Source organism: Pseudoalteromonas sp. SWYJZ12 (assembly GCF_015864395.1).
In the GTDB taxonomy this organism is placed as follows: Bacteria; Pseudomonadota; Gammaproteobacteria; order Enterobacterales; family Alteromonadaceae; genus Pseudoalteromonas; species Pseudoalteromonas arctica.
In genome coordinates this window covers 19,913-33,901 of record NZ_JADYXH010000030.1, presented here as the reverse complement: position 1 = coordinate 33,901, position 13,989 = coordinate 19,913, and the positions used below count along the sequence as shown (strand labels likewise).

14 protein-coding genes are annotated in these 13,989 nt (G+C 39.9%); 1 reads left to right on the top strand and 13 read right to left on the bottom strand.

Translation table 11 applies throughout. The features are described from left to right. Positions 1 to 197: 197 nt before the first annotated feature. Both I6F42_RS19180 and I6F42_RS19175 read right to left on the bottom strand, forming a co-directional pair. Positions 198 to 1,991 (bottom strand): choice-of-anchor I family protein, encoded by a 1,794-nt coding sequence (locus I6F42_RS19180; RefSeq protein ID WP_197153116.1) that lies wholly within the window; start codon positions 1,989 to 1,991, stop codon positions 198 to 200. An 83-nt stretch (positions 1,992 to 2,074) separates the two neighbouring features. Beyond that, entirely contained in the window at positions 2,075 to 3,304 is a 1,230-nt protein-coding gene (locus I6F42_RS19175; protein WP_197153114.1) for an acyltransferase family protein, read from the bottom strand. Between the two features lie 144 nt (positions 3,305 to 3,448). Here I6F42_RS19175 and I6F42_RS19170 point away from each other — a divergent pair, with 144 nt between their 5' ends. Then, on the top strand, positions 3,449 to 4,291 hold the full coding sequence (locus tag I6F42_RS19170; RefSeq protein ID WP_197153112.1) for a LytTR family DNA-binding domain-containing protein: 843 nt from the start codon (positions 3,449 to 3,451) through the stop codon (positions 4,289 to 4,291). A gap of 27 nt (positions 4,292 to 4,318) precedes the next feature. Here I6F42_RS19170 and glmU read toward each other — a convergent pair whose 3' ends face one another. From glmU to I6F42_RS19115, 11 genes are all read right to left on the bottom strand, one after another. After that, entirely contained in the window at positions 4,319 to 5,677 is a 1,359-nt protein-coding gene (gene glmU, locus I6F42_RS19165) for a bifunctional UDP-N-acetylglucosamine diphosphorylase/glucosamine-1-phosphate N-acetyltransferase GlmU (RefSeq protein WP_197153110.1), read from the bottom strand. A 284-nt stretch (positions 5,678 to 5,961) separates the two neighbouring features. After that, the gene (locus I6F42_RS19160) at positions 5,962 to 6,384 is read right to left on the bottom strand and encodes a F0F1 ATP synthase subunit epsilon (protein WP_007377666.1); all 423 of its coding nucleotides are present in this window, start codon (positions 6,382 to 6,384) and stop codon (positions 5,962 to 5,964) included. 13 nt (positions 6,385 to 6,397) lie between these two features. Continuing rightward, positions 6,398 to 7,783, bottom strand: a complete 1,386-nt coding sequence (atpD, locus tag I6F42_RS19155; protein ID WP_007585971.1) for a F0F1 ATP synthase subunit beta — start codon at positions 7,781 to 7,783, stop codon at positions 6,398 to 6,400. Between the two features lie 33 nt (positions 7,784 to 7,816). Beyond that, entirely contained in the window at positions 7,817 to 8,677 is an 861-nt protein-coding gene (gene atpG / locus I6F42_RS19150; RefSeq protein ID WP_007585974.1) for a F0F1 ATP synthase subunit gamma, read from the bottom strand. A gap of 60 nt (positions 8,678 to 8,737) precedes the next feature. Continuing rightward, a complete protein-coding gene (gene atpA, locus I6F42_RS19145; protein WP_007585976.1) occupies positions 8,738 to 10,279 on the bottom strand; it encodes a F0F1 ATP synthase subunit alpha in 1,542 nt (513 codons plus the stop codon). Between the two features lie 14 nt (positions 10,280 to 10,293). Next, complete coding sequence (gene atpH / locus I6F42_RS19140) at positions 10,294 to 10,827, bottom strand: F0F1 ATP synthase subunit delta (protein ID WP_007585978.1); 534 nt, start codon at positions 10,825 to 10,827, stop codon at positions 10,294 to 10,296. A gap of 16 nt (positions 10,828 to 10,843) precedes the next feature. After that, the gene (atpF, locus tag I6F42_RS19135; RefSeq protein WP_004335264.1) at positions 10,844 to 11,314 is read right to left on the bottom strand and encodes a F0F1 ATP synthase subunit B; all 471 of its coding nucleotides are present in this window, start codon (positions 11,312 to 11,314) and stop codon (positions 10,844 to 10,846) included. Between the two features lie 41 nt (positions 11,315 to 11,355). Further along, the gene (atpE, locus tag I6F42_RS19130; protein WP_007585980.1) at positions 11,356 to 11,598 is read right to left on the bottom strand and encodes a F0F1 ATP synthase subunit C; all 243 of its coding nucleotides are present in this window, start codon (positions 11,596 to 11,598) and stop codon (positions 11,356 to 11,358) included. A 61-nt stretch (positions 11,599 to 11,659) separates the two neighbouring features. Then, positions 11,660 to 12,517 (bottom strand): F0F1 ATP synthase subunit A, encoded by an 858-nt coding sequence (gene atpB / locus I6F42_RS19125; protein WP_010555143.1) that lies wholly within the window; start codon positions 12,515 to 12,517, stop codon positions 11,660 to 11,662. A 15-nt stretch (positions 12,518 to 12,532) separates the two neighbouring features. Continuing rightward, entirely contained in the window at positions 12,533 to 12,913 is a 381-nt protein-coding gene (locus I6F42_RS19120; RefSeq protein WP_007585983.1) for an ATP synthase subunit I, read from the bottom strand. A 142-nt stretch (positions 12,914 to 13,055) separates the two neighbouring features. Beyond that, entirely contained in the window at positions 13,056 to 13,979 is a 924-nt protein-coding gene (locus I6F42_RS19115; protein ID WP_010555144.1) for a ParB/RepB/Spo0J family partition protein, read from the bottom strand. Positions 13,980 to 13,989: the final 10 nt, after the last annotated feature.

The following is a 13,989-nucleotide window of genomic DNA, read 5'->3' as shown; positions in this document are numbered from 1 at the left end:
GCGGGGGTCAATGTTTTATTTCAGCTTTTTGACAATTAAATGAATTTAGTATGAAAGCTATACAAATAAAGGGCTGCAGGATACTTTTAGTTTAAAAAACACTCATAATTTATGTATCAATTGATGATGTATTAGTAAGGTTTAAACTAAGCTGTATGTTAAACAAACAACACACAGCTTTATTTAAAATTAAAGATTTATTTAGATGCTATTTCCCATACGGCAATAGAGCCTGATATTTCATTTCCAACAATTAAGAGTGGATTTCCTGTTGCACTTTGCTCTGCTGAAACGAATACCATTCCTTCAGGTGCCAAATCGCCTGTAATATTCGCTCCTTTAATTAAGCCTCTATTATAGAAGTAGTCTTCAAATTGCACATTGTATGGATTAGTAATGTCGTAAACCATAATACCGCCCATACGTTCTAATCCAACAAAAGCAAATGTACGATCGTCAATTTTACCAATAGTCAGCGCTTCAGGCTCTGCGCCTTTATCATCTGAACGTGAGTCACCTTTGTTTTCATCTTCATTATTGTTAAATGATTCACCATGCACAGATGCTGTTATACGTGCTATATCGTCACCTGAATCAAAAACCACCAGCCCATTGCTATCCCAAATAGTAAAAGAACGTGCGCCATAGCCGTAAAGCGATTCGTATTGTCCGTCGTTATTGGTATCGCCTTTTATTGTTGTTACTTTTAAGCGACCAATATCATCATCGTCATTATTTAAGTAATCAAAATTAGTAGCAAGAGTTAAGTCTTCAACGCGGCTTTCATCTATATAAGCTAAGCAGCCATCGTCTTCATCGTAATCAAGTCCGCCCTTTGCTATACAGTCTGCTTCATTCGTTGTATCAAAAAAGTATTCTCTTGCGTCACCTTCGTTGGCAGTGACTATAAAGTTAGCGCCTTTCCAACTAAAGCTTGAGATAGTGTCGGGCTGGTACATACCATAGAGCCCTGGGTATGATTTAAAATTCACGCCGCCGTCTTTATCTGAGGCATCAAGTTGTAAGCTTGACCAATCTTTAAAGCCTAAGCCCTTTAGCTCAAGACTGTTGTCTTGTAGGTTAACTATTGCAAGTGCATTGTTTTCTTGAATAGATACATAAGCATATTTGTTATCTTTAGAAATGCTAACGTACTCGGGCTCTAAATCCATAGCTACTGTGGTATTTATTAGATTACCGTTAATAGTACGACCATTTGGGTTTGCAAAAACTACCCCTTGCGCTTCTAGTTCGGTTTGTTTGTTGTTATAGGCTTTAAAATCAATATTTATTGCTGTATCGGCTATTACATTATTTGTTATATCGATAATACTAATAGAACCTTCAGGATCTACGCTGTAGTCATCACTTGGTTCACCTTCGTTAGCAACCACTGCTTTTGCGCCATCATGGGTGAACGTCACCATGTCTGGTAAAAATCCGACTGTAACATTTTTAATAAATACAGGTGAGTCGCCGCTTATATCGTAAAAAGCAATTTGACCTGTATCACCCGTGCTTTCAGCAGCCATTGCCACTGCAAGTAGATTGTTATTTTCATCAATAGCAATGCTGTTTGCATCGCCTTGGGTGAACTCGTTTAAAGGCAACGTAATAACGGATGTTAAATTTGTGCCGTTTATAACCCCTTCGTTATCTTTAACGAGTGCGGCAGTATCAAAGGTGTCGGCGGGTAAAATATTAACAACAGCGTCATCACCTGAACTGTTAATAGCGTAAATCCATTTTTTAGATGCTTGATATGCAACTATTTCAGCTGCACCTTCTGGGCTTTGTGCATTTAATACACCTCTACCCACAAGGTTAATATTTAATGCTGAATTGGCATTTATACCATTTAACCCATTAGTCCCACCTGTGCCTTGTTCTCCCTGTAATCCTTGAGAGCCGTTTTGACCATCGTCACCATCAAGTGAGCAACCAGTAAGAACAGATATAAGTGACAGCGCAATAATTGATTTTTTAAACATGTAATTTTCCTTAGTATTGTATTTGCTAAATATCAACACACAGGCATGACAAGATTATGGCAGTTTTAATACAGCCTCTTAGCCTAAGTAATTAGCTTATACGCTAGCGGAGTTATTAAAATTAAAGCGGCCGTATAACCAAGCATTTTTACAGTCGGGGAATAATCTCGTTTAATTGCAATCCCTAGCAAAGGTCTAAGTATATCAATATGTGTTATACCCCATGTAAAAACACCACAAAAAAACCAAGTCCCTAAAATAATGATAAATGGTTCAGCAACAGCCCCTAAACTTAAAGGCTGTAGTAAAAAACACAAAATAATCAAAATGCTTTGATGCAATAAATAAAAGGGAAATACCCATGCATTGAGCTGCTTTAAATAGTAGGTATTAAAATTTAAAAATCGGTGAGCGAGCGCAAGTACAAAAAATACACCTACAACACGTTGAATATTGTAGCTACCGCTTAAAATAAAATAAGGAAGAGTAAACGCCTTCTGATAACTTAATATTATAAGTACAAACAAAACCGTAAAACTCAAAGCCAGTAATACCAAATTTTTATTTAAGCAGTTCCAAAAATAAGTGTTTTTAGCAAGTATGTATCCTGCGAGTAACAGTATAAAGCCGTTAGTTTCTCTGATTGAATCGCCAGTTAAGTAATGGCTTGTAAATAGTACGGCAATAGTGAGTAAGGTAATTAAAAGCCCAAATGACATACCCCCTTTAACAAATGTTTTTAAAGGCGTAATAAAGGGCAAGCGTGCAAAAAGAGTTAAAACAATAATGATCAGCATAAATTGCCACAACGAGCGCAAATACCATAAGTGATTTACATCCACATTCGACCACACTCCAGACTGATAATTAATAAAAAGCGTATTGTTAGTCTCTATAAAAGCTAAATAAAATTGCCAATAGCTAATATCAATAACACCTTGCTGCGACATTTCTGCAAACAACTGTAAAGGCACTATTAGCCATAACCCCACCAGCAAGGGTAATAGTAAAAAAATAGAGCGGTATAAGGTGAAATGTAACCAAGACTTAAAGCTACTTACTTTATCAATCATAAAACGCAGTGCTACGCCCGATATAAACCAAATGAGCAACATGCGCCAAGGTGAAAACACCAACATTAAATATTCAACATACTGTGATGTATAATTACTTTTAAAATGAAATCCCCAGTTTTCGCTATACAACATGCCAATGTGGTAAAAAATTAGCGACGCAAATGCGATTACCCTAAGCCAATCAAGATAATATTTACGCGAATTAACTAATGAAGGTTGTTGTACTTGAGTGCTCATGCTTTTACTACTTTATGAATGTTATGCGTTATTCATACCTAAAACTCTCGCTAAAACTATCTATAAGTGCTTATATTACAAGCAATAGTGATAAAAGGTGGTATACAGGGATAAGCATGCCACATCAGCAATAAGCATACATTTATGAACCTACAACACTTTCAACGTTTTCAAAGCATTTACGCATCAGTATTACTGTGTGCTTACGTACTAATTAATAATACAGTAAACGCTACAACCCAAATAATGGAAGCCCAAAGAGAAGGGACTTTAACTTTTTTAATGTGGGAGCCATTTGTTTGGGAGTATTCAAGTGCATTGAGTACTTTGCTTATATTCCCTATTTTAATTTGGTTTTTAAGATACTTACCTTTTAATTGGCAAAATATTACGGCCTCATTAGGTATGTACTTTGGTGCCTCTATTATATTTAGCGTGTTACACGTTGGTATTATGGTAGGGGTTCGTAAATTCATATATTTGTTGAATGATGGGTCTTACAACTTTGGACTTAGCTGGTTTGAGCTTATTTATGAATACCAGAAAGACGCTATAAGCTTTGTGTTTTTCATCGTACTTATCAAAGTATATCAATATGTGGTGCAGCAATTACTAGGTGAAGCCTCTTCAATTGAAGAAAGTGAGCAGCAAACAACATCGACCATAAATCGCTTATTAGTTAAAAAGCTCGGAAAGGAATTCATTATAAAAATAGAGGATGTTGATTGGCTTGAATCGTCGGGTAATTATGTAAACCTACATATAGGCTCACGTATATATCCGTTAAGGGCAACGCTTACAGCATTAAGTAAACAACTTGAAGTACAGGGGTTTTGTAGAATTCACCGCAGCCATGGCGTAAAACTCGATAAAGTGGAGTCCATTACACCACTCCCCAGTGGCGACAGTGAAATAAAACTAACAACAGGTAAAGCACTTAACTTGTCTAGACGCTATAAAGAGCAATTTAAACTTCAGCTAAAATAAAAAAGGCTACCTAAGTAGCCTCTATTGTTATTTTTTAACTGGGCGTTTCCAACCCGTTAAATTACGCTGTTTAGAGCGTGCTATTGCTAATTGGTCATCTTCAACGGTACTGGTGATCACAGAGCCTGCACCAATTGTTGCAGTTGCACCTATATTTACTGGGGCAACGAGTGATGAATTAGAACCAATAAAGGCATTATCGCCAATAATAGTTTTTGCTTTGTTAACACCATCGTAGTTACAAGTAATAGTGCCCGCGCCAATATTCACTTTTTCGCCAATTTCAGCATCACCTAAATAACTTAAGTGGTTGGCTTTAGAGCCTTTACCTAGTCGGGTTTTTTTCATCTCAACAAAGTTACCAATGTGTGAGTCTTCTTCCATTACAGCGCCTGGGCGAAGGCGAGCATAAGGACCAAGCGTACACTTATCTGCAACTGTGGCATCTTCAATCAGCGTATTAGCTTTAATAATAACGTTATCACCAATGCTACAATTTTTAAGGACACAGTTAGGACCTATTTGTACGTTGTTACCAAGCGTGACCGTGCCTTCAAAAATAACGTTTACGTCGATAAGTACATCTTCACCGGTGGTCACTGTTCCTCGCACATCAATACGCGCAGGGTCAGCAAGTGTTGCACCATTTAACATTAACTCTTCTGCTTGCCATGCTTGATAAGCGCGCTCTAAGCCTGCAAGTTGTACGCGGTTATTTGCGCCCTCAACTTCCATTGCATACTCTGGCTGAGCTGAAGTGATTTCTACGCCTTCACTGTGAGCCATTGCAACGATATCTGTTAAGTAGTACTCGCCTTGTGCATTATTGTTAGATAAGTTACCTAACCATGTTTTTAATAGCTTACCGTTAACAGCCATAATGCCTGTATTTACTTCGTTAATAAGTAACTGTTCTGGGCTTGAATCTTTTTGCTCAACAATACCAACTAACTTACCACCGGCACGAAGCATTCGACCATAGCCATTTGGGTTTACTAAATTTACCGTTAATACCGCTAAACCATTTTTAGGTGTTGCGGCTAATAAACGCTCTAGTGTTGATTGTTTTGTTAGTGGTACATCACCGTATAAAATTAATACCGTATCTTCATCATTAACATGAGAGTTGGCTTGCGCTACTGCGTGGCCAGTACCAAGTTGTTCAGCTTGAAGTACCCAATTTACATTGTTATCGGCAAGTTGTTGTTGTAATAGTTCGCCGCCGTGTCCGTAAACTAGGTTTGTAGTCGTTGCACCCAATGCCATCGCATTATCAATAACGTGCTGCACCATTGGTTTACCTGCAACTTTGTGCAAAACTTTAGGTAGAGCAGAGCGCATACGAGTACCTTTACCCGCAGCAAGAATAATAGTTGTTAGAGCCATTAAAACAATTTCCTTTTTTCGTTGTTTTAGCTAAATAAGTTTTATATTTGATCAGAAGATTACGTAAGTCACTTCTTGTGCAAATACTCAGTAGGTTAGTTTATTAGTACTGAATCTTGACTGAAAAACACACTTAATTGAATGGCGTTATTGTAGCGAGGATTCCGGCAGGATATAAGTGTAAAAGTGTAGATAATAATCGGACTAAGGTATTTAGTGTAAATACAAAAGTAACAGGCACAAAAAAGCCCACTTAAAGTGGGCTTTTTACAAACCGGATAGGCTTACTTGTGACGTAATTGCTGAATTACGCGTAACTGAGCAACTGCTTCTGCCAGTCGCGTAGCCGCTTGCTGATAATCAAACTCAACAGCTGACGAATTCGCCATATGTTCTTCAGCTTCACGTTTAGCTTTTTGTACAGAATCTTCATCTAAATCTTCACCACGAACCGCAGTATCTGCAAGAATCGTGATGTGATTTGGTTGAACTTCTAATGTACCGCCAGCAACATATATCACATCTTCGTGACCAAATTGCTTAACTAAACGTACCATACCAGGTTTAAGGGCAGTTAGTAGTGGAGCATGGCCTAGGTTTACACCCAGCTCGCCTTCACTACCAGATACTTGAATCGATTCAACAAGACCAGAGAACAAACTCTGCTCAGCGCTTACTACGTCAAGATGTACAGTCATAGCTGTCATACTACCCTCCTAGTTACATGCCTTTGGCTTTTTCTTGAGCTTCTTCGATAGAGCCAACCATGTAGAACGCTTGCTCTGGCATATCATCAAATTCACCGTTTAAGATGCCTTTAAAGCCAGAAATTGTATCTTTTAGTGATACGTACTTACCAGACGCGCCTGTAAACACCTCTGCCACGAAGAATGGCTGAGATAGGAAACGTTGGATTTTACGTGCACGAGATACAAGTTGCTTATCTTCGTCAGAAAGCTCGTCCATACCTAGGATTGCAATGATGTCTTTAAGTTCTTTATAACGCTGAAGAACTGTTTGAACGCCACGTGCTGTATCGTAGTGCTCTTGACCAATTACTTGTGGGTCAAGTTGACGTGAAGATGAATCAAGTGGGTCTACCGCTGGGTAGATACCAAGTGATGCGATATCACGTGAAAGTACTACTGTTGCGTCTAAGTGAGCAAAGGTAGTTGCTGGAGATGGATCCGTTAAATCATCCGCAGGTACGTATACCGCTTGGATTGATGTAATTGAACCCGTCTTAGTAGAAGCGATACGCTCTTGAAGCACACCCATTTCTTCAGCAAGTGTAGGCTGGTAACCTACCGCTGATGGCATACGACCAAGTAGTGCAGATACTTCTGTACCAGCAAGAGTATAACGGTAGATGTTATCTACGAAGAAAAGTACATCGCGACCTTCATCACGGAACTTTTCAGCCATAGTAAGACCAGTTAACGCTACGCGTAAACGGTTACCAGGAGGCTCGTTCATCTGACCGTATACAAGCGATACTTTATCAAGTACGTTTGAATCGTTCATCTCATGGTAGAAATCGTTACCCTCTCGTGTACGCTCACCAACACCTGCGAATACTGAGTAGCCGCTGTGCTCGATTGCGATGTTACGGATAAGTTCCATCATGTTTACAGTTTTACCAACACCGGCACCACCGAATAAACCAACTTTACCACCTTTAGCAAACGGACATACAAGGTCGATAACCTTGATACCAGTTTCTAAAAGTTCAACTGAACTTGATTGCTCTTCGTATGAAGGTGCTGCACGGTGAATAGACATACGGTCTTCTTCGCCGATTGGACCCGCTTCATCGATTGGCTCACCAAGTACGTTCATGATACGACCAAGTGTTGCTTTACCAACTGGAACTTGAATCGATTCACCTGTATTCATAACTAAAGCACTACGACGTAAACCATCAGTAGTACCCATAGCGATAGTACGCACTACACCGCCACCTAGCTGTTGTTGAACTTCTAGAGTCAAACCAGCTAAATCGCCATCTGTTACTCTTAGTGCGTGGTATACCGCTGGCACGCTATCTTGTGGAAATTCAATATCCACAACGGCGCCGATAATTTGGACGACCTTACCTAAACTCATGTCTATTCCTCTCGTTAATCTTTACCCGAAGCATTAAACTGCTGCTGAGCCAGAACAAATCTCACTAATTTCTTGTGTGATTGCTGCTTGGCGAGCCTTGTTATAAACAAGCTGTAGCTCGTCCATAAGGTCACCTGCGTTATCAGTTGCAGCTTTCATTGCAACCATACGAGCAGCCTGTTCAGAGGCAGCATTTTCTACCACACCTTGGTATGCTTGAGACTCAATAAAGCGTACTAACAAAGACTCTAAAATAGCCTCTGGATTTGGCTCGTATAAGTAATCCCATGTGTGAGCAGATACTTCTTCTTCAGCTTTTGGCAAAGGGAGTAACTGATCTATAATTGGCTCTTGCCTCATGGTATTAACGAATTTGTTATATACCAAGAATAAACGGTCTATTTTGCCTTCAGAAAATGCATCAAGCATAACTTTTACAGGACCAATAACGTCTTGTACTGAAGGTTTATCTCCTAGGCCCGCTTTTTTAGCGAGTAGTTGACCACCAAAACGTTGAAAGAAGCCAGCTGCTTTACTACCTAAAGTAGCAAATTCAGCATCAACACCTTTTTCTTTCCACGCTTTAACATCAAGTGCAACTTTCTTAAACTCGTTTGAGTTTAGACCGCCACACAGACCACGGTCTGTAGAGATAACAATATAACCAACTCGTTTCACTTCACGATCTTTTAAGAACGGGTGAGTAAAATCAAGATTTGCTTGAGCAACACGACCAATTACTTCACGTAATTTGTCAGCGTATGGACGGCTTGAAGCAACGCGTTCTTGCGCCCTTTTCATTTTAGACGCAGCAACCATTTCCATTGCGCTAGTGATCTTTTGAGTATTTTTAATACTCCCGATCTTGCTTTTAATCTCTTTTCCGCTGGCCATGACTCTCTCTCCGAATCAAGGTGTGCTTTAGTTTCCTAAAGCGCACCATTAATAACTAAATTACCAAGTTTGCGTAGACTTGAACTTCGTTAGAAGTTCTTTAAGCTGCGCTTCGATCTCGGCATTCAAGTTACCAGTTTCATTGATTTGAGCCACAAGCTCTGCGTATGTGCTATTTGCATACGAAAGTAAAGCTGCTTCAAAGTCACCGATTTTCGCGATTTCGATGTCTTGAAGGAAGCCTTTTTCAGCAGCAAATAACGACAAAGACATATCAGCAACAGACATTGGCGCGTACTGTTTCTGCTTCATTAGCTCTGTTACACGCTCACCATGCTCAAGTTGAGCACGAGTTGCATCATCAAGGTCAGACGCGAACTGCGAGAACGCAGCTAATTCACGGTACTGAGCTAGGGCTAGACGAATACCGCCACCTAGTTTCTTAACGATTTTAGTTTGTGCAGCACCACCAACACGCGATACCGAGATACCAGCATTTACTGCCGGACGGATACCTGAGTTGAATAAGTCAGTTTCTAAGAAGATCTGACCATCGGTGATAGAGATAACGTTAGTCGGTACGAACGCAGAAACGTCGCCGCCTTGAGTTTCAATGATTGGCAATGCCGTCAATGAACCAGTTTTACCTTTCACTTCACCATTAGTGAACTTTTCAACGTAATCTGCGTTTACACGCGATGCACGCTCTAAAAGACGAGAGTGAAGGTAGAATACGTCACCTGGGTATGCTTCACGGCCTGGTGGACGCTTAAGTAGTAATGAAATTTGACGGTAAGCAACTGCTTGCTTAGACAAATCATCATATACGATTAATGCGTTTTCACCACGGTCACGGAAGTATTCACCCATAGTACAGCCCGCGAACGGTGCTAAGTACTGAAGTGCCGCAGATTCAGAAGCAGATGCAACAACTACGATAGTATTTGCTAATGCACCATGCTCTTCTAATTTACGAACTACGTTTGCAATAGTAGATGCTTTTTGACCAATCGCAACGTACACACACTTAACGCCTGTGTCTTTTTGATTGATGATTGCATCGATTGCTAGTGCAGTTTTACCTGTTTGGCGATCACCAATGATAAGTTCACGTTGACCACGACCAACTGGAATCATCGCATCAATAGATTTATAACCAGTTTGAACTGGCTCATCTACAGATTTACGCTCGATTACACCTGGTGCAATTTTTTCTACAGGTTCAAACCCGTCGTTATCTAGAGCGCCTTTACCATCGATTGGAGCACCGAGTGTGTTTACAACACGACCAAGTAAACCAGGACCAACAGGAACTTCTAAAATACGACCAGTTGTATATACTTTTACGCCTTCAGTAAGGTCAGCGTACGGACCCATTACTACTGCACCAATTGAGTCGCGCTCAAGGTTTAGTGCGATAGCATAACGGCTGCCAGGAAGCTCAATCATTTCACCTTGCATACAGTCAGCAAGACCGTGGATGCGGATGATACCGTCAGTAACAGATACAATAGTACCTTCGTTACGAGCTTCACTTACAACTTCGAACTTCTCAATACGTTGTTTGATCAGATCTGAAATTTCAGTGGAATTAAGTTGCATGCTCTTTTTCCCAATTACGATTGTAGTGTTGTAGCTAAGCGGTTTAATTTACCGCGAATAGTACCGTCGATTACAGTGTCGCCAGACCTAATAATAAGTCCACCAACCACTGACGCGTCTTCACTACAATTCAGCTTAACTTTGCGTGCGAAACGTTTTTCAAGTGCCGCTACCAATGACTCTTGTTGCGCAGCAACAAGAGGAGTTGCAGAAATCACATCTACTTCGATTTCTTTATCGTATTCTGCTTTAAATTCAGCAAATAACTGTGCAACTTCAGGTAGAGCTGTCAAACGTCCATTTTCAGCCATCACCTTAACTAGGTTCTGACCTTGTTCGTTGAGCTGCTCAGCACAAAGTTGAATAAATAATTCAGCTTGTGCAGTAGCTGTAGGCATACTCGCTAAAACAGACGATGCTTGCTCATTGCTGGCTACATGGCCTGCAAAGAACAACATATCATTCCAGCTTTCTAGAGTGCCTTTCTCAACGGCAAGTTCAAAAGCCGCTTTAGCGTATGGGCGAGCGATAGTAGTCAAATTAGACATGCTCATACCCTCCTAATTACAGCTCAGCGACAAGTTTTTCAACGATGTCACTATGTGCGGCTTGATTAATTTCACGCTCTAAAATACGTTCTGCGCCAATCACTGCCAGAGTTGCTACTTGCTTACGTAGTTCTTCTGTTATGCGATTACGTTCAGACTCAACTTCAGAGTGCCCTTGAGCAATGATACTTTCACGCTCTTGTTGACCACGAAGTGTTTCTTCGTCAACAATTAGCACTGCACGCTTTTTAGCTTGATCAATGATATCAGCCGCTTGAGCTTTTGCATCTTTAAGCTGTTCAGCAGCTTTCTTTTGCGCAAGTTCTAAGTCTTTTTCGGCTCTATCAGAGGCAGCTAAACCATCTTCGATTTTTTTCTGGCGAGCTTCAATTGCACCGTTTAGTGGTGGCCATACGTATTTCATACAAAATAATACGAACACCGTAAACGCAATCAATTCACCGATAAGAGTGGCGTTTAAATTCACAACCGCTCCTCCTTAAATAGTAAGCTGTTCAAAGAATAAAATTAAAGTACGAACAACAATACCATAGCGATACCAACACCAATCATTGCTACAGCATCGATTAGACCAGCAAGAATAAACATCTTAACTTGTAGCGAAGGTGCAAGCTCAGGTTGACGCGCACATGCTTCAAGGAATTTACCGCCCATGTTACCAAAACCGATTGCTGTGCCGATTGCACCAAAACCGATTAGTAAAGCTACTGCGATGTATTTTAAGCCTGTTAATAATTCTAAAGCTTCCATTTATTTCTCCAAAGTTTCAATTGTAAAGTTAAAAGTAAAAGTAAAATTGTAAATCTAAAAATTAGTGATTATCTGAACTTGCCATGCTTAGGTATACAATCGTAAGCATCATGAATAAGAATGCTTGTAATGTAATAACTAGAATATGGAATACTGCCCAAACAAAGTGCAACGGTAGTTGCATAAAACCAATCGCGCCGATCAAGATGAAAATCAACTCACCAGCATATAAGTTACCAAACAAACGTAGTGCTAATGAAAACGGTTTAGAAACGAGTGCAATCAGTTCAAGTAATAAGTTAAATGGTATCAAAATAATTTGAACAAACATGTTATTTGAGCTGAACGGATGAAGCGTTAACTCTTTAATAAACCCGCCAATACCTTTTATTTTGATTGAAAAGCCAACCATTAGTATAAATACACCCAGCGCTAGCGCTGAAGTCATATTAATATCGGTAGTAGGTACAATTTTCATGTACACATCGTGTGAATCCATACCAAATGCAGTCTCACCAACGAAACCTGCAAGTGCTGGAATGAAATCAACTGGTATTAAATCCATTAAGTTCATTAAGAACACCCAAACGAAAATCGTTAAGGCTAATGGTGCAATAAGCTTGCTTTTACCATGGAAAGTATCGCGTACGTTGTCGCCAACAAATTCTACGATTATTTCAATAAAACACTGAAATTTCCCAGGTACACCTAGTGTTGATTTTTTAGCGGCACTACGAAAGATCCATAAAAATATAAGACCTAAACCGATAGACCATGCAAGGGTATCTATATGCCATGTCCAGAATCCACTGTCCGTACATGCTTTATTGAAGGCGAGACCTGTATCGGTCGAACACATCTTAGCATTGGTCAAATGGTGCTGGATATGGCCAGATAGAGTAACTTCTTCTGCTGCCATGTTATATCCCAAAAGTTAATGTTTAAAAAAAACGGGTGCGAACAATCCAGTAAAGAGCGCCAGTATATAAGTACTAAAAAAGGGTAATAAAATTACCGGAAAATGCTTCAGTACCAGCGCAAACAATACAATTGTTAGCATAAACTTTAATCCGTTGCCGCGTTTCAACGAGGCATACGCTTGATTTGCTCGACTTGCACCCATATATCTGAATGCATAAAGTGCAAATACAAAGTGCGGAAGTACTGCTACAGCTCCACCAGCGAGTGATGAAAGCGAGGCATTGACTCCCGAACTAAAAAAAATAATTACAGCAGCAACTAATGCTACAACACCCTGAAGGCAAATTAACTTTAATACGGCAAGTCGATATGGACTCGCTAACTTATCAGTCACGTTTAGTTAACCTTTATTGCGTTCTAATTGTTAGGGTGTGAAAACTGGCGAAATTATACTTAATCCTGCCAGTTTTGCAACTTGAGTAGATGCTTTGTAACACGAAATAGCTACAAATGTCCCTTTTTAGACATGTAGAAAACTAATGGTGGGTATTGTCGTGATTGATACGATTTAAAATGCCGTCAAGTTCATCTAGGTTAGTATACGAAATAACCAGTTTACCTTTGCCTTTTTTATTGTAGTTAATCTCTACTTTAGCACCTAGATTTTCAGCGAGTTGTTGTTCTAACTGCTTAACATCTGGATCTTTTTCGGTTATTTCTTTAGCAGGTAAAGGTTCTAAAATTGAACGTACGAGCTTTTCAGTTTCTCGAACTGTTAATGCTTTAGCTACAGCTAAACGAGCAGCATCTGACTGCGCTTCACCTTCAAGGGCTAACAGGCAACGAGCATGGCCCATTTCAATATCGCCATGTTCTAACAGAATTTTTACATCACTATTTAAGTTATTTAAACGCAGTAAATTAGTTACAGTCGTACGTGATTTACCCACCGCATCTGCTACTTGCTGATGTGTTAATTCAAATTCTATTAGTAAACGATTAAGTGCAACTGCTTCTTCCATGGCATTTAAATCTTCACGCTGAATATTTTCTATCAGTGCAATCGCAACGGCAGCTTCATCAGGTACATCTTTAATAATACAAGGCACTGTTTCAAGCTTAGCTATTTGCGCTGCGCGCCAACGACGCTCACCCGCTATAATTTCAAAGCTATTATGTGCAATAGGGCGCACAACAATAGGTTGAATAATACCTTGTGAGCGAATAGAACTAGCAAGCTCTTCTAGCGCCTCTTCAGACATGTCTTTACGAGGTTGGTATTTACCAGAGTATAAAAACTCTATTGGGAGTTTTTGTAATTCACTATTATTAGCCGCGGCATTTTGCACAGCCTCAGAAACGTTTGATGTGTCTTGTTCCTTGCTTGGGCTTGGTGCAGGCTTTGACGAACTTAAAAGTGCATCGAGTCCTCGGCCTAAACCTCGTTTTTTAGCAGACATGTTATTTTTT

Bases quoted from the DNA above. Each gene is read 5' to 3' on its own strand.
- I6F42_RS19115 (WP_010555144.1), bottom strand. From the start codon at position 13,979: ATGTCTGCTAAAAAACGAGGTTTAGGCCGAGGACTCGATGCACTTTTA.
- atpB (WP_010555143.1), bottom strand. From the start codon at position 12,517: ATGGCAGCAGAAGAAGTTACTCTATCTGGCCATATCCAGCACCATTTG.
- I6F42_RS19180 (WP_197153116.1), bottom strand. From the start codon at position 1,991: ATGTTTAAAAAATCAATTATTGCGCTGTCACTTATATCTGTTCTTACT.
- atpH (WP_007585978.1), bottom strand. From the start codon at position 10,827: ATGTCTAATTTGACTACTATCGCTCGCCCATACGCTAAAGCGGCTTTT.
- I6F42_RS19160 (WP_007377666.1), bottom strand. From the start codon at position 6,384: ATGACAGCTATGACTGTACATCTTGACGTAGTAAGCGCTGAGCAGAGT.
- atpG (WP_007585974.1), bottom strand. From the start codon at position 8,677: ATGGCCAGCGGAAAAGAGATTAAAAGCAAGATCGGGAGTATTAAAAAT.
- atpA (WP_007585976.1), bottom strand. From the start codon at position 10,279: ATGCAACTTAATTCCACTGAAATTTCAGATCTGATCAAACAACGTATT.
- I6F42_RS19170 (WP_197153112.1), top strand. From the start codon at position 3,449: ATGAACCTACAACACTTTCAACGTTTTCAAAGCATTTACGCATCAGTA.
- glmU (WP_197153110.1), bottom strand. From the start codon at position 5,677: ATGGCTCTAACAACTATTATTCTTGCTGCGGGTAAAGGTACTCGTATG.
- atpD (WP_007585971.1), bottom strand. From the start codon at position 7,783: ATGAGTTTAGGTAAGGTCGTCCAAATTATCGGCGCCGTTGTGGATATT.
- atpE (WP_007585980.1), bottom strand. From the start codon at position 11,598: ATGGAAGCTTTAGAATTATTAACAGGCTTAAAATACATCGCAGTAGCT.
- I6F42_RS19175 (WP_197153114.1), bottom strand. From the start codon at position 3,304: ATGAGCACTCAAGTACAACAACCTTCATTAGTTAATTCGCGTAAATAT.